Origin of the sequence: Streptomyces sp. NPDC059201, from assembly GCF_042754585.1 — a bacterium.
Lineage (GTDB): Bacteria > Actinomycetota > Actinomycetes > Streptomycetales > Streptomycetaceae > Streptomyces.
Map to the genome: position 1 here is coordinate 755,574 of NZ_JBHZBB010000002.1, position 24,628 is coordinate 780,201.

Sequence of the window (24,628 nt, forward strand, 5' to 3'; positions counted from 1 at the left end):
AGCACCACCAGTGACGACGATCACCCCCCACTCCGGGAACCGGAAATCGAACTCCGGCGACGCCCGCGGCTCGTTTGGTCCCCCGCAGGGTGAGCCCGGTACGCTCACCGCCGTGCCCCACGCTGACCAGTCCCGAACCACCCCGCCCCGCCCGGAGCGGGCCCGCCCGACACCCCTGGGCGAGCTCGCGCGGCGGCTGGGCACCGAGACCCCCGACGCCGCACAGGACGTCGCGGTCTCGGGCATCACCCACGACTCCCGGGCGGTACGGCCCGGGGACGTGTACGCGGCCCTGGCCGGCGCCCGCCTGCACGGCGCCGACTACGTCGCCCAGGCGGCCGGACTCGGCGCCGTCGCGGTCCTCACCGACCCGGCCGGAGCCGACCGCGCCGCCGCCACCGGCCTGCCCGTCCTCGTCGTCGAGGACCCGCGCGGCCGGATGGGCGAACTCGCCGCCGAGATCTACGGCCGCCCCGGCGCGGACCTCCTCCAGATCGGCATCACCGGCACCTCCGGCAAGACCACCACCGCCTACCTCGTCGAGGGCGGACTGCGCGGCGCCGGGAAGCACACCGGCCTCGTCGGCACCGTCGAGATGCGCATCGGCGACGAGCGCATCAAGTCGGAGCGCACCACCCCCGAGGCCACCGACCTCCAGGCCCTCTTCGCCGTCATGCGCGAGCGGGGCGTCGAGGCCGTCGCCATGGAGGTCTCCAGCCACGCCCTCGTGCTCGGCCGGGTCGACGGCTGCGTCTTCGACGTCGCCGTCTTCAACAACCTCAGCCCGGAGCACATGGAGTTCCACTCCGACATGGAGGACTACTTCCGGGCCAAGGCGATCCTCTTCACCCCGGAGCGCTGCCGCGTCGGCGTCGTCAACGCCGACGACGAGTACGGCCGCCGGCTCGCGAAGGAGGCGCCCGTCCCGGTCGTCACCTTCTCCGCCGGGGGCCGCGCCGACGCCGACTGGCGCGCCGAGGACGTCGTCCTGGGCGCCGCCGAATCCACCTTCACGGCCGTCGGCCCCGGAGGCGTACGGATCCCCGCCACCGCCCCGCTGCCCGGCCCCTTCAACGTCGCCAACACCCTCGGCGCCCTCGCGACCCTCGCCACCGCCGGGCTCGACCCGCGGACCGCCGCCGACGGCATCGCCGCCGTCCCCGGCGTCCCCGGCCGCCTGGAGCGCGTCGACGCCGGCCAGCCGTACCTCGCCGTCGTCGACTACGCGCACAAGACCGACGCCGTCGAATCGGTCCTGCGCTCGCTGCGCGAGGTCACCGAGGGCCGGCTGCACGTGGTCATCGGCTGCGGCGGCGACCGGGACACCACCAAGCGCGGCCCCATGGGCGCCGCCGCGGCCCGGCTCGCCGACACCGCCGTACTGACCTCCGACAACCCCCGCTCCGAGGACCCGCTCGCGATCCTCACCGCGATGCTCGCGGGCGCCGCCGAGGTGCCCGCCGAGGAGCGCGGCGACGTCCTGGTCGAACCCGACCGGGCCGCCGCCGTCGCGGCCGCCGTCGCCCGCGCCAGGCCGGGCGACACCGTCCTGATCGCCGGCAAGGGCCACGAACAGGGCCAGGAGATCGCCGGGCAGGTCCGTCCGTTCGACGACCGCCAGGTCCTCCGCGCCGCGATCGAACACCGTCACCAGAACAGTCAGGGATGAAGCAGTGATCGCCCTCTCCCTCGCCGAGATCGCCGAAATCGTCGGCGGGCAGGCGCACGACATACCGGATCCGGGCGCCCGGATCACCGGGCCCGTCGTCATCGACTCCCGTGAGGTGAAGCCCGGCAGCCTCTTCGCCGCCTTCGCCGGGGAGCGCGTCGACGGCCACGACTACGCGGAGCGCGCCGTCGGCGCGGGCGCGACGGCCGTGCTCGCCGCCCGCCCCGTCGGCGTCCCCGCGATCGTCGTGGACGACGTGCAGGCCGCGCTGGGCGCCCTCGCCCGCGCGGTCGTCGAGCGGCTCGGCACCGATGTCGTCGCCCTCACCGGCTCGGCAGGCAAGACCTCCACCAAGGACCTGATCGCCCAGGTCCTGGACAGCCACGCGCCCACCGTCTGGACGCCCGGCTCCCTCAACAACGAGATCGGCCTGCCGCTCACCGCGCTCAAGGCCACCGGGGAGACCCGGCACCTCGTCCTGGAGATGGGCGCCCGCGGCATCGGCCACATCCGCTACCTGACCGGGCTCACCCCGCCCCGGATCGGGCTCGTCCTCAACGTGGGCACCGCCCACATCGGCGAGTTCGGCGGACGCGAGCAGATCGCCCAGGCCAAGGGCGAGCTGGTCGAGTCGCTGCCGTCCGCCGAGGACGGGGGAGTGGCGGTCCTCAACGCCGACGACCCGCTCGTCCGCGCGATGGCGAGCCGCACCAAGGCCCGCGTGATCCTCTTCGGCGAAGCGGACGAAGCGGCCGTACGTGCCGAGAACGTCCACCTCACCGACGCCGGGCGGCCTTCTTTCCGGCTTCACACACCCACCGGGTGCAGCGACGTGACCTTGCGCCTGTACGGTGAGCACCACGTGTCGAACGCGCTCGCAGCGGCCGCCGTCGCGCACGAGCTGGGCATGCCTGTCCAGGAGATCGCCACCGCGCTCTCCGAGGCCGGCTCCCTTTCGCGCTGGCGCATGGAGGTCACCGAGCGTCCGGACGGCGTGACGATCGTCAACGATGCCTACAACGCGAACCCCGAGTCCATGCGAGCCGCCCTGCGCGCGCTCGCGGCCATGGGCAGGGCCGGACAGGCCCGCGGGGCCCGCACGTGGGCGGTGCTCGGCAAGATGGCCGAGCTCGGTGACGCGTCGCTCGCCGAGCACGACGCGGTCGGACGGCTCGCCGTCCGGCTCAACGTCAGCAAGCTCGTCGCGGTCGGGGACAGGGAAGCGTCCTGGCTGCAACTGGGCGCCTATAACGAGGGTTCGTGGGGTGAGGAGTCGGTGCACGTGTCCGACGCGCAGGCGGCTGTCGACCTGTTGCGCAGGGAGCTGCGCCCGGGGGACGTGGTCCTGGTGAAGGCGTCCCGCTCGGTCGGTCTGGAGCAGGTCGCCCTGGCGCTGCTCGACGGTGAGGGCGAGGTATCGGGCCGATGAGGCAGATCCTCTTCGCGGGGGCCATCGGCCTCTTCCTGACCCTGATCGGCACCCCGCTGCTCATCAAGCTGCTCGCCCGCAAGGGATACGGGCAGTTCATCCGGGACGACGGCCCGCGCGGTCACGCCGGGAAGAAGGGCACGCCCACCATGGGCGGCATCTCCTTCATCCTGGCCACGCTCATCGCGTACGCGCTTGCCAAGGTCATCACCGGCGAGGACCCGACGTACTCGGGCGTCCTGGTGCTGTTCCTGATGACCGGCATGGGCCTGGTCGGCTTCCTCGACGACTACATCAAGATCGTCAAGCAGCGTTCGCTGGGCCTGCGGGCCAAGGCGAAGATGGCCGGCCAGCTCATCGTCGGCATCGCCTTCGCGGTGCTCTCGCTCCAGTTCGCGGACCTGCGCGGGCTCACCCCGGCCTCCGAGCGGCTCTCCTTCATCACCGACTTCGGCTGGTCGATCGGCCCGGTCCTCTTCGTGGTCTGGGCGCTCTTCATGATCCTGGCCATGTCCAACGGCGTGAACCTGACGGACGGTCTGGACGGCCTGGCCACCGGCGCGTCCGTGATGGTCTTCGGCGCCTACACCTTCATCGGGCTGTGGCAGTTCCAGGAGTCCTGCGCCAACGCGCTGACCCTCACCAACCCGAGCGCCTGCTTCGAGGTCCGCGACCCGCTGGACCTCGCGGTCGTGGCCTCCGCGCTCATGGGCGCCTGTTTCGGCTTCCTGTGGTGGAACACCTCGCCCGCCAAGATCTTCATGGGTGACACCGGCTCCCTCGCGCTCGGCGGCGCGCTCGCCGGTCTCGCCATCTGCTCCCGCACGGAGCTGCTGCTCGCGCTGCTCGGCGGCCTGTTCGTGCTGATCACGATGTCCGTGGTCATCCAGGTCGGCTCGTTCAAGATGACCGGCAAGCGCGTCTTCCGGATGGCCCCCCTCCAGCACCACTTCGAACTCAAGGGGTGGTCCGAGGTCCTGGTCGTCGTCCGGTTCTGGATCATCCAGGGCATGTGCGTCATCGTGGGCCTGGGCCTCTTCTACGCCGGATGGGCAGCCGACAAGTGAGCGAAGAGCTGGACTGGCAGGGCAAGCACGTCACGGTCGCGGGTCTCGGGGTGTCCGGCATCCCGGCCGCCCGCGCCCTGGCCGCCCGGGGCGCCGTGGTGACCGTCGTCAACGACGGCGACGACGAGCGCTCCCGGACGCAGGCCGCCGCGCTGGAGGCGGAGGGCATCACCGTCCGCCTCGGTGACGGGGCGACCCTGCCGGCCGGCACCGAGCTGGTCGTCACCACCCCCGGCTGGCAGCCGGACAAGCCGCTCTTCAGGGCCGCCGCCGAGGCGGGCGTGGAGATCTGGGGCGACGTCGAACTGGCCTGGCGACTCCGGGGTCCCGACGCGGCCCCGTGGCTGGCGATCACCGGCACCAACGGCAAGACCACCACGACCCGGATGCTCGCCTCCATCCTGGAGGCCGCCGGGCTGCGGACCGCCGCCGTCGGCAACATCGGCGTCTCGCTCCTCGACGCCGTCCTCGGCGAGGAGACGTACGACGTGCTCGCCGTGGAGCTCTCCAGCTACCAGCTGCACTGGGCTCCCTCGGTACGCGCCCACTCCGCCGCGGTGCTCAACCTGGCGCCCGACCACCTCGACTGGCACGGCTCGATGGAGGCGTACGCCGCCGACAAGGGCCGGATCTACGAGGGCAACCAGGTCGCCTGCGTCTACAACGTCGCGGACAGGCTCACCGAGGACCTGGTCCGCGAGGCCGACGTCGAGGAGGGCTGCCGCGCGATCGGCTTCACCCTCGGCACCCCCGGCCCCTCCCAGCTCGGCGTCGTCGAGGGCATCCTCGTCGACCGGGCCTTCGTCGAGAACCGGCAGAAGAACGCCCAGGAGCTCGCCGAGGTCGCCGACGTGCAGCCGCCGGCCCCGCACAACATCGCCAACGCGCTCGCCGCGGCCGCCCTCGCCCGCGCCTTCGGCGTCGAGCCGGGGGCCGTACGCGACGGGCTGAGGGCCTTCCGCCCCGACCCGCACCGGATCGAACTGGTCGAGGAGGTCGAGGGCGTGACGTACGTCGACGACTCCAAGGCCACCAACACCCACGCCGCCGAAGCCTCGTTGGCCGCCTACGACCCGATCGTCTGGATCGCCGGCGGACTCGCCAAGGGCGCCACCTTCGACGAGCTGGTGGAGAAGTCCGCGAAGCGGCTGCGCGGGGCCGTCCTGATCGGCGCGGACCGCGCGCTGATCCGCGAAGCCCTGGCGCGACACGCCCCGGAGGTACCCGTGGTGGACCTCGACCGGACCGACACTGGGGCGATGTCCGAGGCGGTCCGCGAGGCGGCCCGGCTCGCCCGCCCGGGGGACACCGTCCTCCTGGCCCCGGCCTGCGCCTCGATGGACATGTTCACCAACTACAACAAGCGGGGCGAGGCGTTCGCGGACGCGGTCCGCGCCCTCGCCGCCACCGGGGACGCCTGACCCGACCAGAGTGAGGGTCCGGCCGTACCGGGCCTGACCGGAGGGGGCAGCGACCATGCCGAGCAAGATCGCCGGGACACGCAGACCCTCCGCCCGACCGGGCGGAGGGCGGGCGCCGGCGACCCCGAGGGGGGCGCGCGGCGGCGGCGTGCGCGGGCTCTTCACGCGGGCGCAACGGGCCTGGGACCGGCCACTGACGGCGTATTACGTGATCATCGGCGCGGGGCTGCTCATCACCACCCTCGGCCTGGTGATGGTCTACTCGGCCTCGATGATCACGGCGCTCCGCTACGAGCTGGTGCCGTCCTACTTCTTCCGCAAGCAGTTCTTCGCCGCCCTCCTGGGCACCGGACTGCTCCTCGTCGCCTCGCGGATGCCGGTCAAGCTGCACCGGGCGCTCGCCTACCCGATCCTGGTGGGCGCGGTCTTCCTCATGGTGCTCGTCCAGATCCCGGGGATAGGGCACTCCGTCGGCGGCAACCAGAACTGGATCTCGCTGGGCGGCCCGTTCATGCTCCAGCCCAGCGAGTTCGGCAAGCTGGGGCTGATCCTGTGGGGCGCCGACCTGCTCGCCCGCAAGCAGGACATGAAACTCCTCACCCAGTGGAAGCACATGCTCGTGCCGCTGGTGCCGGGGGCGTTCATGCTGCTCGGGCTGATCATGCTCGGCGGCGACATGGGCACCGCGATCATCCTCACCGCGATCCTCTTCGGACTGCTGTGGACGGCCGGCGCCCCCACCCGCCTCTTCGTGGGCGTGCTGGCGGTGGCCGGGTCGATCGGCGTGCTGCTCATCAGGACCAGCGACAACCGGATGCGTCGATTCCAGTGCATCGGCGCCACCGATCCGGGTGGTGAGGGGGCCCCGTGCCTCCAGGCCGCGCACGGAATCTATGCTCTGGCATCGGGCGGATGGTTCGGTTCCGGGCTCGGTGCGAGTGTGGAAAAATGGGGCCAACTGCCCGAAGCGCACACCGACTTCATCTTCGCGGTGACCGGTGAGGAACTGGGCCTCGCGGGGACGCTGTCGGTGCTCGCCCTGTTCGCGGCCCTAGGCTATGCGGGTATCCGCGTGGCCGGAGGCACGGAGACCCCCTTCGTGAGATTCGCCGCGGGAGGCGTGACCACCTGGATCACGGCGCAGGCCGTGGTCAACATCGGTGCGGTGCTCGGTCTGCTGCCGATCGCCGGCGTCCCGCTCCCGCTGTTCTCGTACGGGGGGTCGGCCCTGCTGCCGACCATGTTCGCCGTCGGGCTCCTGATCGCCTTCGCGCGACAGGAACCCGCCGCGAAAGCGGCCCTGGCCATGCGCCGCCCCGGCTGGGGCAAGCGGGCCGGGGTGAGATGGAAGTCGATGCGACGGCGCGTCAAGAAGCGCCCGTCCGGAGAGCGGTGAATTTCGGTGCATGTCGTACTCGCCGGCGGGGGGACCGCCGGTCACATCGAGCCGGCGCTCGCCCTCGCGGACGCCCTGCGCAGGCAGGACCCGAGCGTGGGCATCACGGCGCTGGGCACGGAGAAGGGCCTGGAGACCCGGCTCGTGCCCGAGCGGGGCTACGAGTTGGCGCTCATCCCCGCCGTACCGCTGCCCCGCAAGCCCACCCCGGAGCTGATCACCGTCCCCGGACGCCTGCGCGGCACCATCAAGGCCGCCGAGCAGATCCTGGAGCGCACCAAGGCGGACTGCGTGGTCGGCTTCGGCGGTTACGTGGCGCTGCCCGGCTACCTCGCCGCCAAGCGCCTCGGCGTCCCGATCGTGGTCCACGAGGCCAACGCCCGGCCCGGCCTGGCCAACAAGATCGGCTCCCGGTACGCGGCCGGGGTCGGCGTCGCCACCCCGGACTCCAAGCTCCGCAACGCCCGTTACATCGGGATCCCGCTGCGGCACACCATCGCCACCCTCGACCGGGCCCGGGTCAGGCCCGAGGCGCGCGCCGCCTTCGGCCTCGACCCCAACCTGCCGACGCTGCTGGTCTCCGGCGGCTCCCAGGGCGCCCGCAGGCTCAACGAGGTCATCCAGCAGATCGCCCCGGTGCTCCAGCGCTCCGGCATCCAGATCCTGCACGCGGTCGGCCCGAAGAACGAGGTGCCGCGCGTCGACAACATGCCCGGAATGCCGCCGTACGTGCCGGTACCGTACGTGGACCGGATGGATCTCGCGTACGCCGCGGCCGACATGATGCTCTGCCGCGCCGGCGCCATGACCGTCGCCGAGCTCTCCGCCGTCGGACTGCCCGCCGCCTACGTCCCGCTGCCCATCGGCAACGGCGAACAGCGGCTCAACGCGCAGCCGGTGGTGAAGGCCGGCGGCGGACTCCTCGTCGACGACGCGGAACTGTCGCCGCAGTGGGTGCAGGCCAACGTCCTGCCCGTACTGGCCGATCCGCACCGGCTGTACGAGATGTCCCGCGCCGCCTCGGAGTTCGGCCGGCGCGACGCCGACGACCTGCTCGTCGGCATGGTGTACGAGGCGATCGCCGCCCGCCGACAGGCGTAGCGGGGGACCGAGGGAAGAGGCGCGCGTGGCAGCCGGACCGACGACCGCGGAGAAGAGCGGCACCGAGAAGCGGCAGGGATCGTCGGACCGGCAGCCCCGGCCGGAGGGCGCGGGCGGACGCTTCCGCCCGACCGGACTGCGCCTCGCCCTGATCGCCGTCGGCGTGCTCCTGCTCGCCGGCGGCACGGTCTGGGCCCTCTACGGCTCCACCTGGTTCCGTGTGGAACGTGTGAAGACTTCGGGCACGGCGGTGCTCACCACGGCCCAGGTCGAGGCCGTCGCCGCCGTCCCGGTCGGCGCCCCGCTGGTCACCGTCGACACCGACGCGATCGAGGCCCGCCTCCGGGAGGAACTGCCCCGCATCGGCTCGGTCGACGTGTTCCGGTCCTGGTCGCACGGAATCGGGATCGAGGTGACCGAACGGAAACCCGTGCTCCTTCTGGAGAAAAACGGATCATTCACCGAAGTGGACTCCGCCGCCGTCCCGTTCGCGACCGTCACCACCCCGCCGCGCGGAGTGCCGCGCCTCGTCCTCGACGCGGCGGCTTCGCCCAGCCTGCGGCGCTTCGACGCGGACCGTCTGCTGGCCGAGGCGGTGCGCGTACGGAGTGAACTCCCGGACGCGATCGCGAAGGACACTCGTGTCGTACGCCTCTCCTCGTACGACTCCGTCACTCTGGAGCTGACCCGGGATCGCACCGTCTTCTGGGGCAGCGCCGAACACGGGCCCGCCAAGGCCCGGGTGCTCGTCGCTCTCATGAAGGCGACCCCCAAAGCGGGGCACTTCGACGTAAGTGCCCCCAGCGCGCCCGCCTCGTCGGGGAGTTGACGCGCATCGGCGCTGGCCAGCACCCTGGTTGGCCAGCGCTACGGGTGATCACATAGGGTGAAAAGAAAAACGGGAGGTTCGGCGTGTTCGTTGAACGCGCGCCACTCGTCGACTTAGTGTCCTGTTCGGAGAGTCCAGCGAACAGAGACACTGGTAACCCTAAACTTCAACGTTAGGGTTGGGGTCGGCGTCCGGACCACCCCATCGGCATCCGTCGTCGCGGCGCGCCAACCACCGCGCAATGACGACACGTAACTCGAGGCGAGAGGCCTTCGACGTGGCAGCACCGCAGAACTACCTCGCAGTCATCAAGGTCATCGGTGTCGGCGGCGGTGGTGTCAATGCCATCAACCGAATGATCGAGGTCGGTCTCAAGGGCGTCGAGTTCATCGCCATCAACACCGACGCACAGGCACTGTTGATGAGCGACGCCGACGTCAAGCTCGACGTCGGCCGTGAACTGACCCGCGGCCTCGGGGCCGGGGCCAACCCTGCCGTCGGCCGCAAGGCGGCCGAGGACCACCGCGAGGAGATCGAGGAGGTCCTCAAGGGGGCCGACATGGTCTTCGTCACCGCCGGCGAGGGCGGCGGCACCGGCACCGGCGGCGCACCCGTCGTCGCCAACATCGCGCGCTCGCTCGGCGCCCTGACGATCGGCGTGGTCACCCGCCCGTTCACCTTCGAGGGCCGCCGGCGCGCCAACCAGGCGGAGGACGGCATCGCCGAGCTCCGCGAAGAGGTCGACACCCTCATCGTCATCCCGAACGACCGCCTGCTGTCCATCTCGGACCGCCAGGTCTCGGTCCTCGACGCCTTCAAGTCGGCCGACCAGGTGCTGCTCAGCGGTGTCCAGGGCATCACCGACCTCATCACCACCCCGGGTCTGATCAACCTCGACTTCGCCGACGTCAAGTCGGTCATGTCCGAGGCGGGTTCCGCCCTCATGGGCATCGGTTCCGCCCGCGGCGACGACCGCGCGGTGGCCGCCGCGGAGATGGCGATCTCCTCGCCGCTCCTGGAGGCGTCCATCGACGGCGCCCGCGGCGTGCTCCTCTCCATCTCCGGCGGCAGCGACCTCGGTCTCTTCGAGATCAACGAGGCCGCCCAGCTGGTCAGCGAGGCGGCCCACCCGGAGGCCAACATCATCTTCGGCGCCGTCATCGACGACGCCCTCGGCGACGAGGTCCGGGTCACCGTCATCGCGGCGGGCTTCGACGGCGGCCAGCCGCCCGCCCGCCGGGACAACATCATCGGCGCGGTCTCGGCCAAGCGCGAGGAGCCGGCCCCGGCCCCCCGCGCCGCCGAGACCTCCCGCCCGCTCGGCGGACTCGGCACGGTGACCCCCCGCGAGGAGCCCGCCGCCCCCGCCGAGCCCGCCCCGGCCGTCAGCGAGACCCCGCTGCCGCCCGCCCCGCCGGTGGTTCCGCCGGCCCGCCCGTACGCGGACAGCCCGGCCGAGGAGCTGGACGTCCCGGACTTCCTGAAGTGATAGGGCGACGCCTCACCACGAACGGCGCGCACTTCGCCTTCACCGACAGGTGGGGCGGGGTGAGCGCCGTTCCGTACGAGGAGCTCAACCTCGGCGGCGCCGTCGGCGACGACCCGGAGGCCGTACGGGCCAACCGGGCCCGCGCCGCCGAGGCGCTGGGGCTCGACCCCGGCCTGGTCGTCTGGATGAACCAGGTCCACGGCGCCGACGTCGCCGTGGTCGACGGCCCCTGGGAGGACGGCGGGGCCGTCCCCGCCGTCGACGCGATCGTCACCACCCGCCGCGGACTCGGCCTCGCCGTCCTCACCGCGGACTGCGTCCCCGTCCTCCTCGCCGACCCGGTCGCCGGGGTCGCCGCCGCCGCCCACGCCGGGCGGCCCGGCATGACCGCCGGGATCGTCCCCGCCGCCGTCGCGGCGATGGTGGAACTGGGCGCCGAGCCCGCGCGGATCACCGCCCGCACCGGACCCGCCGTCTGCGGACGCTGTTACGAGGTCCCCGAGGCGATGCGCGCCGAGGTCGCCGCCGTCGAACCCGACGCGTACGCCGAGACCTCCTGGGGCACCCCGGCCGTCGACGTCGCCGCCGGGGTCCGCGCGCAGCTGGCCCGGCTCGGGGTCACCGACGTCGAGGACGCCGGGGTCTGCACCCTGGAGTCCGGCGACCACTACTCGTACCGACGCGACCGCACCACGGGGCGACTCGCGGGATATGTCTGGTTGGGCAGGGAAGAGGCATGACGGACCGCAAGGCCGAACTCGCGGAGAACCTGGCGCTGGTGGAGGAGCGGATCGCCGCCGCCTGCGCCGCGGCGGGACGCCCCCGCGAGGAGGTGACCCTCATCGTCGTCACCAAGACCTACCCGGCGAGCGACGTGCGGATCCTGCACGGGCTCGGGGTGCGGCACGTGGCGGAGAACCGCGACCAGGACGCCGCGCCCAAGGCGGCCGCCTGCGCCGACCTCGATCTCACCTGGCACTTCGTCGGTCAGTTGCAGACCAACAAGGTCAGATCCGTGGTGGGTTATGCCGATGTGGTGCAGTCCGTCGACCGGCTCAAGCTCGTCTCCTCCCTCTCCGCGGCCGCGGAGAGGGCCGGGCGCGAGCTCGGCTGTCTGATCCAGGTCGCCCTCGACGCCGAGGCCGGGGCGCGCGGCGACCGCGGCGGCGTCTCGCCGGACGGGGCCGAGGAGTTGGCCGCCGCCCTCGACGGGGCTCCCGGGCTGCGGCTCGACGGCCTGATGACGGTCGCCCCGCTCGTCGGGGAGTACGCCGGACGGCAACGCGCCGCCTTCGACCGCCTGATGGATTTGTCGACTGCCCTGCGCGCGACCCGTCCTGCTGCGAACATGGTGTCAGCGGGAATGAGCGCGGACCTCGAGGACGCCGTCGCCGCCGGGGCGACACACGTACGCGTCGGTACGGCGGTACTCGGAGTCCGCCCGAAGCTCGGGTAACGTCGCGAAGCAGGTCGGACCACAGCAGAAAATATGGTCATTCCGCGAACGGCGGGGTGACCCGTGGATCGCGGGCACTTGGTGACGATGCCGATCCACCACAGAGCGGAGGAATCGGAGCATGGCCGGCGCGATGCGCAAGATGGCGGTCTACCTCGGTCTCGTGGAGGACGATGGGTACGACGGCCGGGGCTTCGACCCCGACGACGACTTCGAGCCCGAGCTGGAGCCGGAGCCCGAGAGGGAACGGCGCCACACCCCTCCCCGCCAGATCGAGCGCGAGGAACCCGTGCGCGTGGTGCAGCCCCCCGCCCCCCGGGAACCCGTCGCCCACTCTGCCCCGGTACTCGCCGAAAGCGGACGTCCGGCCCGAATTGCCCCCGTGGCATCCATCACACCCGAACGCCCGAGCCTGGAGAAGAACGCACCGGTGATCATGCCCAAGGTCGTGTCCGAGCGGGAGCCGTACCGCATCACCACGCTCCACCCCCGGACCTACAACGAGGCCCGTACCATCGGGGAACACTTCCGTGAGGGCACCCCGGTGATCATGAACCTCACGGAGATGGACGACACGGACGCGAAGCGACTTGTCGACTTTGCCGCCGGACTCGTCTTCGGGCTCCATGGCAGCATTGAGCGAGTGACGCAGAAGGTGTTCCTGTTGTCGCCTGCTAACGTCGATGTCACGGCGGAGGACAAGGCCCGTATCGCAGAGGGCGGATTCTTCAACCAGAGCTGAGAACGAGACCGGACGGACCGGCCGCGAGGGCGGCCGGAGCAAGCTGAGAAAACGAGAGCCAGGGGAGAGGGAACCGCGGGATGGGCGTCGCACTACAGGTGGTCTACATCGCGCTGATGTGCTTCCTCGTCTTCCTGATCTTCCGGCTGGTCATGGACTACGTCTTCCAGTTCGCCCGTTCATGGCAGCCCGGCAAGGCGATGGTGGTCGTTCTGGAGGCCACCTACACTGTCACCGATCCACCGCTCAAGCTTCTGCGGCGGCTCATCCCGCCGCTGCGTCTCGGGGGCGTGGCACTCGACCTGTCCTTCTTCGTTCTGATGATCATCGTCTACATCCTCATCTCCGTCGTGAACTCCCTCGCGAGGTGAGTGTGGACGATACGGTCCTGCCGACTGCCGACGACTACGTAGAGGTGAAGAAGAGATGCCGCTGACCCCCGAGGACGTGCGGAACAAGCAGTTCACGACCGTCCGCCTTCGAGAAGGCTATGACGAGGACGAGGTCGATGCCTTCCTCGACGAGGTCGAGGCCGAGCTGACCCGCCTGCTCCGCGAGAACGAGGACCTGCGCGCCAAGCTGGCCGCGGCGACCCGTGCGGCCGCGCAGAACCAGCAGCAGGCCATGCGCAAGCCCCCGGAGCCGCAGGACAACCGTCCCGTCGGTCCCGGCGCGCCCGTGCCCGCCGCCATATCCGGTCCGCCGGTACAGCAGCAGCCGCCGCAGATGGGCCCGCCGCAGCTGCCTTCCGGCGCCCCTCAGCTTCCCGCCGGCCCCATGCAGGGCGGACCCATGGGTCCGGGCCCGATGCAGGGTGGTCCGATGGGCCCCGGCCCGATGCAGGGCGGCCCCATGGGTCACCCGCAGCAGCAGCAGATGCAGCCGCAGCCGCCGCAGCAGCCCGGTGGCGACAGCGCGGCCCGTGTCCTCTCGCTGGCCCAGCAGACCGCCGACCAGGCGATCGCCGAGGCCCGCTCCGAGGCCAACAAGATCGTCGGCGAGGCGCGCTCGCGCGCCGAGGGCCTGGAGCGGGACGCCCGCGCCAAGGCGGACGCCCTTGAGCGGGACGCGCAGGAGAAGCACCGCGTCGCGATGGGCTCCCTCGAGTCCGCTCGCGCCACGCTGGAGCGCAAGGTCGAGGACCTGCGCGGCTTCGAGCGCGAGTACCGGACCCGTCTGAAGTCCTACCTGGAGTCCCAGCTGCGTCAGCTGGAGACCCAGGCGGACGACTCGCTGGCTCCGCCGCGGACCCCGGCGACGGCCTCGCTGCCGCCGGCCCCGTCCATGGCGTCGGCCGGTGCGGGTGCGCCGTCCTACGGTGGCAACGGCCCGATGGGCGGGGGTCCGTCCATGGGCGGTGCTCCGTCCTACGGCGGCCAGCAGCAGATGTCGCCCGCGATGACCCAGCCGATGGCTCCGGTCCGCCCGCAGGCGCCGCAGCCGATGCAGCAGGCGCCCGCGCCGATGCGCGGCTTCCTGATCGACGAGGACGACAACTGAGGCGGCGCCCGGACGTGCCTTAGCACGTAGCCGTCGGCAGCCGAAGGGCCAGGACCTGGAGTCACTCCAGCCCCTGGCCCTTCGCCGTGCCCGGGCCCGGCTCACGCCCCCGTGGCATGCGGAAGGGCCCCGCACTCCCCAGGGAGTGCGGGGCCCTTCGGCTGTGGGTCAGGCCTTGCGGAGGTGGAAGGTGAGCGCGAGGGGCTCGTCCGTGAACGCGGGGCCGTAACCCTCGGAGGGGGCGCCCTCCGCGTACTCCGTCGCCAGGACCTCGTCCGCGATCAGGCCCGCGTGGGCCGTCAGCGCTTCCGTCGTCTCCGGGGACGTCGAGACCCAGCGCAGTGCGATGCGGTCGGCGACGTCGAGGCCGCTGTTCTTGCGGGCCTCCTGGATCAGGCGGATCGCGTCGCGGGCGAGGCCCGCCTTGCGGAGCTCCGGGGTGATCTCCAGGTCCAGTGCGACCGTCGCGCCGGAGTCGGAGGCCACCGACCAGCCCTCACGGGGGGTCTCCGTGATGATGATCTCCTCGGGGGTGACGGTGATCGTCTCGCCGTTCACCTCCAGCGGCGCCTCACCGTCCCGCAGCGCCAGCGCCAGCGCCGCCGCGTCGGCCGCGGCCACCGCCTTGGCGACGTCCTGGACGCCCTTGCCGAAGCGCTTGCCGAGGGCCCGGAAGTTCGCCTTGGCGGTCGTGTCGACCAGCGAGCCGCCGACCTCGGAGAGCGAGGCGAGGGAGGAGACGTTCAGCTCCTCCGTGATCTGGGCCTGGAGCTCGGGCGAGAGGGCCGCGAAGCCGTTCGCCGCGACCAGCGCGCGGGAGAGCGGCTGGCGGGTCTTCACGCCGGACTCGGCGCGCGTCGCCCGGCCCAGCTCGACGAGACGGCGGACGAGCAGCATCTGCTCGGAGAGCGTGCCGTCGATCAGCGCCGCGTCCGCCTCCGGCCAGGTGGCCAGGTGGACGGACTCGGGGGCGTCCGGGGAGACCGGGACGACCAGGTCCTGCCAGACCCGCTCGGTGATGAACGGGGTCAGCGGCGCCATCAGCCGGGTGACCGTCTCGACGACCTCGTGCAGGGTCCGCAGGGCCGCCTTGTCGCCCTGCCAGAAGCGGCGGCGGGAGCGGCGCACGTACCAGTTGGAGAGGTCGTCGACGAAGGCCGACAGGAGCTTGCCGGTGCGCTGGGTGTCGTACGCCTCCATCGCCTCGGTGGCCTCGGCGACGAGCGTGTTCAGCTCGGAGAGCAGCCAGCGGTCGAGGACCGGGCGGTCGGCCGGGGCCGGGTCGGCGGCGGACGGCGCCCAGCCGGACGTACGGGCGTACAGGGCCTGGAAGGCGACCGTGTTCCAGTACGTGAGGAGGGTCTTGCGGACGACCTCCTGGATGGTGCCGTGGCCGACGCGGCGGGCCGCCCAGGGCGAGCCGCCGGCCGCCATGAACCAGCGGACGGCGTCGGCGCCGTGCTGGTCCATGAGCGGGATCGGCTGGAGGATGTTGCCGAGGTGCTTGGACATCTTGCGGCCGTCCTCGGCGAGGATGTGGCCGAGGCAGACCACGTTCTCGTACGAGGACTTGTCGAAGACGAGCGTGCCGACGGCCATCAGCGTGTAGAACCAGCCACGCGTCTGGTCGATGGCCTCGGAGATGAACTGCGCCGGGTAGCGGCTCTCGAACAGCTCCTTGTTCTGGTACGGGTAGCCGTACTGCGCGAACGGCATGGAGCCCGAGTCGTACCAGGCGTCGATGACCTCGGGGACGCGGACGGCTTCGAGGGAGCAGCCCTCGGCCGGGCACCCGAAGGTGACGTCGTCGATGTAGGGGCGGTGCGGGTCGAGCGAGGACTGGTCGGTGCCGGTCAGCTCCGAGAGCTCGTCGCGCGAGCCGACGCAGGTGAGGTGGTTCTCCTCGCAGCGCCAGATCGGCAGCGGGGTGCCCCAGTAGCGGTTGCGGGAGAGCGCCCAGTCGATGTTGTTGTTCAGCCAGTCGCCGAAGCGGCCGTGCTTGACCGAGTCCGGGAACCAGTTGGTGTTCTCGTTCTCTTCGAGCAGGCGGTCCTTGACGGCGGTCGTCCGGATGTACCAGGACGGCTGCGCGTAGTAGAGCAGGGCCGTGTGGCAGCGCCAGCAGTGCGGGTAGCTGTGCTCGTACGGGATGTGCCGGTAGAGCAGGCCGCGCGCGTCGAGGTCGGCGGTGAGCGCCTCGTCGGCCTTCTTGAAGAAGACGCCGCCGACCAGCGGCACGTCCTCCTCGAAGGTGCCGTCGGGGCGGACCGGGTTCACGACCGGCAGGCCGTAGGCGCGGCAGACCTTGAGGTCGTCCTCGCCGAAGGCGGGGGACTGGTGGACCAGACCCGTGCCGTCCTCGGTGGTCACGTAGTCGGCGTTGACGACGTAGTGGGCCGGGGCGTCGAAGGGGATCAGCTCGAAGGGGCGCTGGTAGGTCCAGCGCTCCATCTCGGCGCCGGTGAAGGACTCGCCGGTGGTGACCCAGCCCTCGCCGAGGGCCTTGTCGAGCAGCGGCTCGGCGACGACGATGCGCTCGTCGCCGTCGGTGGCGACGACGTAGGTGACCTCGGGGTGGGCGGCGACGGCGGTGTTGGACACCAGGGTCCAGGGGGTCGTCGTCCAGACCAGGAGGGCGGCCTTGCCGGCGAGCGGGCCGGAGGTCAGCGGGAAGCGGACGAAGACCGAGGGGTCGACGACCGTCTCGTAGCCCTGCGCCAGCTCGTGGTCGGAGAGGCCGGTGCCGCAGCGGGGGCACCAGGGAGCGACGCGGTGGTCCTGGACGAGCAGGCCCTTGTCGAAGATCTGCTTGAGGGACCACCAGACCGACTCGATGTACGAGGGGTCCATCGTCCGGTAGGCGTCGTCGAGGTCGACCCAGTAGCCCATGCGGGTCGTGAGCTCGGCGAAGGCGTCGGTGTGGCGGGTCACCGAGTCGCGGCACTTCGCGTTGAACTCCGCGATGCCGTACTCCTCGATGTCCTTCTTGCCGGAGAAGCCGAGCTCCTTCTCGACGGCGAGCTCGACGGGGAGGCCGTGGCAGTCCCAGCCGGCCTTGCGGGCCACGTGGTAGCCGCGCATGGTGCGGAAGCGCGGGAAGACGTCCTTGAAGACGCGGGCCTCGATGTGGTGGGCGCCCGGCATGCCGTTGGCGGTCGGGGGGCCCTCGTAGAAGACCCACTCGGGGCGGCCCTCGGACTGCTCCAGGGTCTTGGCGAAGACCTTGTTCTCCTGCCAGAAGTCGAGCACGGCGTGCTCGAGCGCGGGCAGGTCGACCTGGGCGGGCACCTGGCGGTACTGGGGCGGTGTCATGCGGCGGACTCTCCTCCGGACGGACAATTCCTGCTTCCGTCGGAGGGACGAGAGCTGCGCTCCCGCGGTACCACCCTCCTTGGCTCCGGGCGTGACCGTCCGAAGCCCCCTCATTGGGGTCGCGACACCGGGTCTAGTGACCGCGCTTCGTGGTGTGTGTCCACGCGGCTTTCTTCCGGCAGCTCCGGGGTGATGCTTCGCATCGGGCTCGCCCCCGGGCTCTCACCGTCCCCGGGTCGCTCATGGCTCGCGTCCGACGCTACTGGTCCCCATCGACGCCTCTCGCTGAGGCCAGTGTACGGGGCGCGGGGGCGGCGGGCCGACCGGATTCCGGGTGACCCGAATGGGCACACGGGGCGGCGCGGGGTTCCCGGGGGCCATGTGGGGGAGCGGCCGGGCGGATAACCCGGCGGGGAGTTGGGCACCACTTCCCACGGGTCCGCCCCGAGGGCCGCGGGGTGGGCGGAAGGGGCGGCGTGCCCCGTTGCCGCGGGCCGTGGGCCGATTTATCGTCCCAGCACGATGCGCGAGCAAGATCACAAAATGTGAAGGGGCCGCGACATGGTGGCGAAGAAGACCGCCGCGAAGCAGTCCCCGGCCGCCGCCGGGGACCCCGGGGCCGCCGGTTCACCGGCCGGCTCCGGGAAGAAGCCGGCGAAGGCCCCGGCACGGAAGACGGCGGGAAAGGCGGCGGCCTCCTCCCGCGCGCCCACGCCCGAGGAGGCGGAGGAGGCCGGGGCGGCCGGGGAGGCCGGTACGGCTCCTGACGCGGCTCCCGCGGCGGAGAAGCCGGCGAAGAAAGCGGCCGCGAAGAAGACGGCCGCCGAGAGCACCGCGAAGAAGGCGAGCGCGAAGAAGACGGCCGCCAAGAGCGCCACGAAGAAGACCGCCACGAAGAAGGCGGCCGCGCAGAAGGCCGGTGCCGGGGCGGATCCCGGTGAGCCGGACGGGTCCGGGGCCGAGGCGGCGCCGGACGGCGGGAAGTCCGTGAAGAAGGCCGTCGGCCGGAAGGCCGCCGCGAAGAAGCAGACAGGAGCCAGGACGGTGGCAGCGAAGAAGACCGCGGGTGGCGTCACGACCGCCGGGGACGAGGCGGCGGTGCCCCCCGCGCGTACCGGGGAGCTCGCGGTACGGCCCGGCGAGGACCCCTGGACGCCGGACGAGGTCGCCGAGGCCCGCAGCGTGCTCCAGTCCGAGGTGCTGCGGCTGCGCAGCGAGCTGGTCCACTCCCAGGAGGAGCTGACCGGCCTGATGCGGGACTCGGGCGACGGCGCCGGCGACGACCAGGCCGACACCGGCACCAAGAACATCACCCGCGAGCACGAGCTGGCCCTGGCGGCGAACGCGCGGGAGATGCTGGAGCAGAGCGAGCACGCCCTGGAGCGGCTCGACGCGGGCACGTACGGCCTCTGCGAGGTCTGCGGCAAGCCGATCGGCAAGGCCCGCATGCAGGCGTTCCCGCGCGCGACCCTCTGCGTGGAGGACAAGCAGAAGCAGGAGCGGCGCGGCTAGCGGCCCCCGGCCCCCCGGCGTGCGGGGACCGGTGGCACGGGCTGCCGGTCTCGCACGTCTGTGCCGTACTCTCGGTGCACGGTCAGGCATCGAGGTACGAGGGACTCACTCACGTGGCAGAGGCGGAGAGCGTCATCGGTACGCCGGATTCATCAGGGGCCGAGGACTCGGCCGCCCCGGAGGAGCGGCCCGAGGGGCAGCCCAGGGGCAAGCGGCGGATCGTCGCGCTCTTCGTGGTGGCCGTGCTCGCCTACCTCCTCGACCTCGGCAGCAAGATCGTCGTGGTGGAGAAGCTGGAGGGCCGTGAGCCGATCAAGGTGATCGGCGACCTGCTCCGCTTCGAGGCGATCCGGAACCCGGGCGCCGCCTTCGGCATGGGCGAGGCGTTCACGATCGTCTTCACCTGTATCGCGGCGGCCGTGATCGTGGTGATCATCCGGCTGGCCCGCAAGCTCTACAGCCTGCCCTGGGCGATCGCGCTGGGCCTGCTGCTCGGCGGCGCGCTCGGCAACCTCACCGACCGGCTGTTCCGCTCGCCGGGCGTCTTCGAGGGCGCGGTCGTGGACTTCATCGCCCCGGCCCACTTCGCCGTCTTCAACCTCGCCGACTCGGCGATCGTCTGCGGCGGCATCCTCATCGTGATCCTGTCCTTCCGGGGTCTGGACCCCGACGGCACGATCCACAAGGACTGAGCCCGACCCGTGCGGAGGACGCGTCGTCCTCCGCACAAGGCATACTCGACGGGTGAGCACGAGTCCCGAGATCCGCACCCTGCCCGTTCCCGATGGCCTGGAAGGCGAGCGCGTCGACGCCGCCATCGCCCGTATGTTCGGGTTTTCCCGTACGAAGGCGGCCGAGCTCGCCGCGGCGGGGAAGGTCCAGGTCGACGGCTCCGTCGTCGGCAAGTCCGAGCGGGTCAGCGGCGGCGCGTGGCTGGAGGTCGAGATGCCGGGCGCCCCCGCGCCCGTACAGATCGTCGCCGAGCCCGTCGACGGCATGGAGATCGTCCACGACGACGACGACATCGTGGTGATCACCAAGCCGGTCGGGGTCGCCGCCCACCCCAGCCCCGGCTGGACCGGCACCACCGTGATCGGCGGCCTCGCCGCCGCCGGCTACCGGATCTCCACCTCCGGCGCCGCCGAGCGCCAGGGCATCGTGCACCGCCTCGACGTCGGCACCTCCGGTCTGATGGTGGTCGCCAAGTCGGAGTACGCGTACACCTCGCTCAAGCGCCAGTTCAAGGAGCGCACGGTCGAGAAGCGCTACCACGCGCTGGTCCAGGGGCACCCGGACCCGCTGAGCGGCACCATCGACGCGCCGATCGGCCGGCACCCGAACCACGACTACAAGTGGGCCGTGACCGCCGAGGGCAAGCCGTCCGTCACGCACTACGACCTCATCGAGGCGTACCGGGCGGCCTCGCTGCTCGACATCAAGCTGGAGACCGGCCGCACCCACCAGATCCGGGTGCACATGTCGGCCCACCGCCACCCCTGCGTCGGCGACCTCACCTACGGCGCCGACCCGACCATGGCCAAGCGGCTGGGCCTGACCCGCCAGTGGCTGCACGCGGTCCGGCTGGGCTTCGAGCACCCCGGCGACGGCGGCTGGGTCGAGTTCGAGTCCACCTACCCGGCCGACCTGAGCACCGCCCTCGACCGCATCGAGGCGGAGAGCCGGTGAGCGGGGCGTACGCGGTCCGCGAGGCCCTCGGCGAGGGCGACCTGGAGGCGTGCTTCGAGGTCCGCCGCGAGGTCTTCGTCGTCGAGCAGGGCGTCCCGCGGGAGATCGAGTACGACCCGTACGACGCCACCGCCGTGCACGTCCTCGCGGTCGGCGCGGACGGGGTCCCGCTGGGCACCGGGCGGCTGCTCCACGGGGCCGACGCGACCGGCAAGACCGGGGCGGACGCCTCCGTCGGCTCGCTCGGCCGGCTCGCGGTCTCCGGGGCGGCGCGCGGCCTCGGGGTCGGCGCGGCGCTGGTCCGGGCCATCGAGGACGCGGCCCGCGAGCGCGGTCTGACCGCCGTCGACCTGCACGCCCAGACGCACGCCCTCGGCTTCTACGAGCGGCTCGGATACGTCGCGTACGGCGGCGAGTTCCCCGACGCGGGCATCCCGCACCGGGCCATGCGGCGCGAGCTCTAGCCGCGGGAGCCCCGTAACCGCGCAGTCCGTAGCCGCGCGAGCTTCGTAGCACGCCGGACATGAGCCCCCATCAAGGGGGTAATCATGGCCAAAACGGACGTACGTGACAGGGTGGGGGCCGTGGATCAATTGGCCCTGCTGTTCCTGCTGCTCCTCGGCGCTCTGCTCACCGTCCCCCTGGGGGACCGGCTGGGGCTGCCCGCGCCCGTCCTCATGACGCTCCTCGGGATCGTGCTGGCCTTCCTGCCGTTCGTGCCGAACGTCGACATCCCGCCCGAGTTCATCCTGCCGCTGGTCCTGCCGCCGCTGCTCTACGCCTCGGTGCAGCGGACCTCCTGGCGCCAGTTCGCGGCGAACCGGCGGCCGATCTTCCTGCTGGCCGTCGCCCTGGTCTTCGTCACCACGGCGGCCGTCGGCACGGTCGCCAACGCGCTGGTGCCCGGCATCCCGCTGGCCGCCGCGCTCGCGCTCGGCGCGCTGGTCGCCCCGCCCGACCCGGTCGCGGCGACCGCCGTGGCCGGCTCGCTCGGGCTGCCCCGGCGGCTGGTGTCGATCCTGGAGGGCGAGGGGCTCTTCAACGACGTGACCGCGATCGTGCTCTACCACGTGGCCATCGCGGCGGTCGTGAGCGGCGAGTTCTCCTGGCCGCGGGCGCTGGGCGAGCTGGTCCTGTCGGCGGTCGTGGCGGTCGCGGTCGGTCTCGCCCTCGGCTGGGTGAGCAACAAGCTGATGGGCTTCCTCGGCGACGTCACCCTCCAGACCGGCCTCACCCTCCTCGTCCCCTTCGTCTCCTACGTCCTCGCCGAGGAGCTGCACGGCTCCGGCGTGCTCGCCGTCCTCGTCACCGCGCTCTTCCTCGCCGAGTACGCGGTCGACGCCGACGACGTGATGGGCCGGCTCGCCGGGCAGACCTTCTGGGAGGTCGTCGACACCCTCGTCACCGGCATCGCCTTCGGTCTCATCGGCCTGGAGCTGATCCACGTCTTCGGCGTCGCGGAGGGGCAGACCGGCCGGATGCTCGGCTGGGGCGCCGCGATCGTCGCCGTGGTCGTCGGGGTCCGGCTGCTGTGGCTGCTGCCGGCCACCTGGCTGGCCAAACGGATGCACGACCGGCGGGACGTCGACGAGGAGATCCCGACGAGCTGGCGGGAGACCGTCGTCATGTGGTGGTCCGGGATGCGCGGGGTGGCCTCGGTCGCGCTGGCCCTCGCCATCCCGCTCACCACCGACGACGGCTCGCCCTTCCCCGGCCGCGACGAGCTGGTCTTCCTCGCCTTCTGCGTGATCCTCGCGACCCTCGTCGTCCAGGGGCTCACCCTGCCCTGGCTGGTGCGCAGGCTCGGGGTGCGGGCCGACGCCGACGCCGAGCGGGCCTTCGAGCGGGAGCTGGCCGTACGGGCGGCCAAGGCCGCCAAGCGGCGCCTCAAGGAGATCGAGGAGGTCCAGGAGCTGCCCGAGGAGGTGGCCGAGCGGCTCCAGCGCGGGGCCTTCGACATCGGGGCGCGGATCAGCCCGGACATGGTCGACGAGGAGCGGCGGGCCGCCTTCACCGAGCGGGTCGAGCGGGTGAAGCAGCTCCAGTCGATCCAGCGGGAGATGATGTCCGCCGCGCGGCACGCCGTGCTCTCGGCGCGCAGCGAGCCGGGCGCCGACCCCGAGGTGGTGGACCGGGTGCTGCGGCAGCTCGACGTCCGCTCGATGCGCTGAGCGCGCGCCGCCGGGGGCTCCGGGGTGTCGTCGGCCCCGGGTGGCAGGATGGCGCGTATGGACATCATGCTTTTCCACTCGGTGCACGGGGTGCGCCCGGCCGTCGAGGCCGCCGCCGAACGGCTCCGGGCCGCCGGTCACCAGGTGTGGGTGCCGGACCTCTTCGACGGCTGGACCACCGAATCGGTGGAGGAGGGCATGGCGAAGAAGGACGAGATCGGCTCCGACGAGCTGCTGAAGCGCGCGGTCATGGCCGCCGCCCCCTACTCCGAGCGCGGCCTCGTCTACGCGGGCTTCTCCTTCGGCGCCTCGGTCGCGCAGACCCTGGCGCTCGGCGACGAGAAGGCGCGCGGGCTGCTGCTGCTCCACGGCACCTCGGACCTCGCGCCGAACGCCTCGGTGGACGAGCTGCCCGTCCAGCTGCACGTGGCCGAGCCCGACCCGTTCGAGACGGACGACTGGCTGTCCGCCTGGTACCTCCAGATGCGCAAGGCGGGGGCGGAGGTGGAGGTCTACCGGTACCGGGGGGCCGGGCACGTGTACACGGACCCGGAGCTGCCGGACTGGGACCCCGAGGCCGCCGAGCGGACCTGGGCGATCGCCCTCGACTTCCTCGACGGGCTGGACGAGGAGAAGTGACGGGGACGGCCCCCGGGGGAGGGTTCCCCCGGGGGCCGTTCACTCTGCGCGGACGGGCCGTCAGGCGCGGTACGCGGTCCAGTGGTCGTTCATCCGGGTCACCTGGCCCGAGGTGAACTGGTACATGCAGGCGTCGTACGTGTAGTCCATGAAGTTGTGGATCGGGTCCACACCGGACTTGTTGGCGCAGGAGTCGCGGCCGGTCGGGCACTCGTAGGCCGGGGACTTCTCGGCCGGGGTGTCGCCGACGTAGTCGCCGCTGCCGTTACAGCCGCCCTGGAAGGTGTGGTACAGGCCCATCCAGTGGCCGACCTCGTGGGTGGCGGTGTCGCCCTCGTCGTAGTTGGCCGCCGAGCCGCCCGGCAGGGAGGCGTCGAGGACGACCACGCCGTCCATCGACGGGTTGGAGCTGTACGAGGTCGGGAAGGTCGCCCAGCCGAGCAGCCCGCCGCCGAGCTTGGCGGTGTAGAAGTTCAGCGCGCCGGCGCCGCCCTTGCGGAGGGTCTGCTTCATCTGGCGCTCGGCGGTGGAGCCGGAGGACAGGTTGTACCAGGAGGCGTTGTCCGTGTAGTCGGTCCCGGCCAGCGAGAACTGGAAGCCGGTGTTGACGTTGCCGGAGCCCTGGCCGCCGTAGGCCGAATTGAGCACGGCCATCTGGCTGTTGATCTGAGCGGCGGTCAGCTTGCCGGTCGCACCGCTGTGGACGACGTGGAAGTACACCGGGATGGTGACCACGGCGGCGGCGTCGGCCTGAGCGCTCACCCGGCCGTTGGCCTTGGCGGCGGCGAGCTTCTTGCGCAGGTCCTCGTCCATGGCCTTGGCCTTGGACGCGCTGACCTCGTTGGGCTCGGCGGCGTGGTCGTGGGCGCCGCGCTCCTTGCGCGCTCCGGACAGGGCGGCCGTGTCGTCGGCGCACTCCTCGGCGGAGGCGCCGGCCAGGGTGGGGGATGCCTGGGCGACGACGGGGGCGGAGAAGGGTGCCAGGGCCAGGGTTCCGGCCAGGACGGCGGTGCCGAGTACACGACGTGAGGTACGCGGCGATATACGGACAAGAGCACGCACAGGTGACTCCTCGCGGGGGGTGTGTGGAGAGGTACTTCCTCGCCACGGCGGGGAGATTACGCGTTCATGTCAGACGTCGTTGAGCGGTGATCAGGCCCAATCATTCGTGGGGCAATTCGGTGCATCGGGAAGAAATTCTTCTGCCGC

At 71.9% G+C, this 24,628-nt stretch carries 21 protein-coding genes; 19 read left to right on the forward strand and 2 right to left on the reverse strand.

What is annotated here, in order from left to right; translation table 11 throughout:
- Nucleotides 1-10 precede the first annotated feature (10 nt).
- From ACFXMG_RS09245 to ACFXMG_RS09305, 13 genes are all read left to right on the forward strand, one after another.
- A complete protein-coding gene (locus tag ACFXMG_RS09245; protein ID WP_383822488.1) occupies nucleotides 11-1,669 on the forward strand; it encodes a UDP-N-acetylmuramoyl-L-alanyl-D-glutamate--2,6-diaminopimelate ligase in 1,659 nt (552 codons plus the stop codon).
- Between the two features lie 4 nt (nucleotides 1,670-1,673).
- Nucleotides 1,674-3,098 carry a UDP-N-acetylmuramoyl-tripeptide--D-alanyl-D-alanine ligase gene (murF, locus tag ACFXMG_RS09250; protein ID WP_383822486.1) on the forward strand — a complete coding sequence of 475 codons (1,425 nt, stop codon included), beginning with the start codon at nucleotides 1,674-1,676 and terminating at the stop codon, nucleotides 3,096-3,098.
- The gene (gene mraY / locus ACFXMG_RS09255) at nucleotides 3,095-4,165 is read left to right on the forward strand and encodes a phospho-N-acetylmuramoyl-pentapeptide-transferase (protein WP_376600954.1); all 1,071 of its coding nucleotides are present in this window, start codon (nucleotides 3,095-3,097) and stop codon (nucleotides 4,163-4,165) included. The genes murF and mraY overlap by 4 nt, the downstream gene beginning before the upstream one ends.
- Nucleotides 4,147-5,586 (forward strand): UDP-N-acetylmuramoyl-L-alanine--D-glutamate ligase, encoded by a 1,440-nt coding sequence (gene murD / locus ACFXMG_RS09260; RefSeq protein WP_383822483.1) that lies wholly within the window; start codon nucleotides 4,147-4,149, stop codon nucleotides 5,584-5,586. The genes mraY and murD overlap by 19 nt, the downstream gene beginning before the upstream one ends.
- Before the next feature lie 55 nt (nucleotides 5,587-5,641).
- The gene (ftsW, locus tag ACFXMG_RS09265) at nucleotides 5,642-6,982 is read left to right on the forward strand and encodes a putative lipid II flippase FtsW (RefSeq protein WP_383822481.1); all 1,341 of its coding nucleotides are present in this window, start codon (nucleotides 5,642-5,644) and stop codon (nucleotides 6,980-6,982) included.
- 6 nt (nucleotides 6,983-6,988) lie between these two features.
- Complete coding sequence (gene murG / locus ACFXMG_RS09270; protein WP_362174313.1) at nucleotides 6,989-8,083, forward strand: undecaprenyldiphospho-muramoylpentapeptide beta-N-acetylglucosaminyltransferase; 1,095 nt, start codon at nucleotides 6,989-6,991, stop codon at nucleotides 8,081-8,083.
- Nucleotides 8,084-8,108: 25 nt separating this feature from the next.
- Nucleotides 8,109-8,912, forward strand: coding sequence for a cell division protein FtsQ/DivIB (locus ACFXMG_RS09275; protein ID WP_383822478.1), 804 nt, complete (start codon nucleotides 8,109-8,111; stop codon nucleotides 8,910-8,912).
- Between the two features lie 277 nt (nucleotides 8,913-9,189).
- The gene (gene ftsZ, locus ACFXMG_RS09280; protein ID WP_383822475.1) at nucleotides 9,190-10,401 is read left to right on the forward strand and encodes a cell division protein FtsZ; all 1,212 of its coding nucleotides are present in this window, start codon (nucleotides 9,190-9,192) and stop codon (nucleotides 10,399-10,401) included.
- Nucleotides 10,398-11,141, forward strand: a complete 744-nt coding sequence (gene pgeF, locus ACFXMG_RS09285; RefSeq protein WP_383822472.1) for a peptidoglycan editing factor PgeF — start codon at nucleotides 10,398-10,400, stop codon at nucleotides 11,139-11,141. The genes ftsZ and pgeF overlap by 4 nt, the downstream gene beginning before the upstream one ends.
- Complete coding sequence (locus tag ACFXMG_RS09290; protein WP_383822470.1) at nucleotides 11,138-11,857, forward strand: YggS family pyridoxal phosphate-dependent enzyme; 720 nt, start codon at nucleotides 11,138-11,140, stop codon at nucleotides 11,855-11,857. The genes pgeF and ACFXMG_RS09290 overlap by 4 nt, the downstream gene beginning before the upstream one ends.
- Nucleotides 11,858-11,978: 121 nt before the next feature.
- Nucleotides 11,979-12,599, forward strand: a complete 621-nt coding sequence (locus tag ACFXMG_RS09295; protein ID WP_031007130.1) for a cell division protein SepF — start codon at nucleotides 11,979-11,981, stop codon at nucleotides 12,597-12,599.
- A gap of 80 nt (nucleotides 12,600-12,679) precedes the next feature.
- Complete coding sequence (locus tag ACFXMG_RS09300) at nucleotides 12,680-12,970, forward strand: YggT family protein (RefSeq protein ID WP_031007132.1); 291 nt, start codon at nucleotides 12,680-12,682, stop codon at nucleotides 12,968-12,970.
- A 55-nt stretch (nucleotides 12,971-13,025) separates the two neighbouring features.
- Nucleotides 13,026-14,099: a DivIVA domain-containing protein gene (locus ACFXMG_RS09305; protein ID WP_150227728.1), complete on the forward strand. Its 1,074-nt coding sequence runs from the start codon at nucleotides 13,026-13,028 to the stop codon at nucleotides 14,097-14,099.
- A 168-nt stretch (nucleotides 14,100-14,267) separates the two neighbouring features.
- On the opposite strand, the gene ileS is transcribed toward ACFXMG_RS09305, so the two are convergent.
- The gene (gene ileS / locus ACFXMG_RS09310; RefSeq protein WP_383822465.1) at nucleotides 14,268-17,411 is read right to left on the reverse strand and encodes an isoleucine--tRNA ligase; all 3,144 of its coding nucleotides are present in this window, start codon (nucleotides 17,409-17,411) and stop codon (nucleotides 14,268-14,270) included.
- A gap of 561 nt (nucleotides 17,412-17,972) precedes the next feature.
- Between ileS and ACFXMG_RS09315 the strand changes: the two genes are divergently transcribed.
- The 6 genes from ACFXMG_RS09315 (at nucleotide 17,973) to ACFXMG_RS09340 (ending at nucleotide 23,419) form a co-directional block, all read left to right on the forward strand.
- Entirely contained in the window at nucleotides 17,973-18,923 is a 951-nt protein-coding gene (locus ACFXMG_RS09315) for a TraR/DksA family transcriptional regulator (RefSeq protein ID WP_383822462.1), read from the forward strand.
- Nucleotides 18,924-19,036: 113 nt separating this feature from the next.
- Nucleotides 19,037-19,615, forward strand: a complete 579-nt coding sequence (lspA, locus tag ACFXMG_RS09320; protein WP_383822460.1) for a signal peptidase II — start codon at nucleotides 19,037-19,039, stop codon at nucleotides 19,613-19,615.
- A 52-nt stretch (nucleotides 19,616-19,667) separates the two neighbouring features.
- A complete protein-coding gene (locus tag ACFXMG_RS09325) occupies nucleotides 19,668-20,609 on the forward strand; it encodes an RluA family pseudouridine synthase (protein WP_383822457.1) in 942 nt (313 codons plus the stop codon).
- Nucleotides 20,606-21,073 carry a GNAT family N-acetyltransferase gene (locus ACFXMG_RS09330; RefSeq protein ID WP_383822454.1) on the forward strand — a complete coding sequence of 156 codons (468 nt, stop codon included), beginning with the start codon at nucleotides 20,606-20,608 and terminating at the stop codon, nucleotides 21,071-21,073. The genes ACFXMG_RS09325 and ACFXMG_RS09330 overlap by 4 nt, the downstream gene beginning before the upstream one ends.
- 120 nt (nucleotides 21,074-21,193) lie before the next feature.
- A complete protein-coding gene (locus tag ACFXMG_RS09335) occupies nucleotides 21,194-22,780 on the forward strand; it encodes a Na+/H+ antiporter (protein ID WP_383822451.1) in 1,587 nt (528 codons plus the stop codon).
- Nucleotides 22,781-22,837: 57 nt separating this feature from the next.
- The gene (locus ACFXMG_RS09340; protein WP_383822448.1) at nucleotides 22,838-23,419 is read left to right on the forward strand and encodes a dienelactone hydrolase family protein; all 582 of its coding nucleotides are present in this window, start codon (nucleotides 22,838-22,840) and stop codon (nucleotides 23,417-23,419) included.
- A 60-nt stretch (nucleotides 23,420-23,479) separates the two neighbouring features.
- On the opposite strand, the gene ACFXMG_RS09345 is transcribed toward ACFXMG_RS09340, so the two are convergent.
- Nucleotides 23,480-24,481 (reverse strand): zinc metalloprotease, encoded by a 1,002-nt coding sequence (locus ACFXMG_RS09345; protein WP_383822445.1) that lies wholly within the window; start codon nucleotides 24,479-24,481, stop codon nucleotides 23,480-23,482.
- Nucleotides 24,482-24,628 lie beyond the last annotated feature (147 nt).

What these genes read in the sequence shown, in the direction of transcription:
- murD (WP_383822483.1), top strand. Translation starts at nt 4,147, where the DNA reads ATGGGCAGCCGACAAGTGAGCGAAGAGCTGGACTGGCAGGGCAAGCAC.
- ACFXMG_RS09340 (WP_383822448.1), top strand. Translation starts at nt 22,838, where the DNA reads ATGGACATCATGCTTTTCCACTCGGTGCACGGGGTGCGCCCGGCCGTC.
- ileS (WP_383822465.1), bottom strand. Translation starts at nt 17,411, where the DNA reads ATGACACCGCCCCAGTACCGCCAGGTGCCCGCCCAGGTCGACCTGCCC.
- ACFXMG_RS09300 (WP_031007132.1), top strand. Translation starts at nt 12,680, where the DNA reads ATGGGCGTCGCACTACAGGTGGTCTACATCGCGCTGATGTGCTTCCTC.
- ACFXMG_RS09295 (WP_031007130.1), top strand. Translation starts at nt 11,979, where the DNA reads ATGGCCGGCGCGATGCGCAAGATGGCGGTCTACCTCGGTCTCGTGGAG.
- mraY (WP_376600954.1), top strand. Translation starts at nt 3,095, where the DNA reads ATGAGGCAGATCCTCTTCGCGGGGGCCATCGGCCTCTTCCTGACCCTG.
- ACFXMG_RS09315 (WP_383822462.1), top strand. Translation starts at nt 17,973, where the DNA reads ATGGTGGCGAAGAAGACCGCCGCGAAGCAGTCCCCGGCCGCCGCCGGG.
- ftsW (WP_383822481.1), top strand. Translation starts at nt 5,642, where the DNA reads ATGCCGAGCAAGATCGCCGGGACACGCAGACCCTCCGCCCGACCGGGC.
- ACFXMG_RS09305 (WP_150227728.1), top strand. Translation starts at nt 13,026, where the DNA reads ATGCCGCTGACCCCCGAGGACGTGCGGAACAAGCAGTTCACGACCGTC.
- ACFXMG_RS09290 (WP_383822470.1), top strand. Translation starts at nt 11,138, where the DNA reads ATGACGGACCGCAAGGCCGAACTCGCGGAGAACCTGGCGCTGGTGGAG.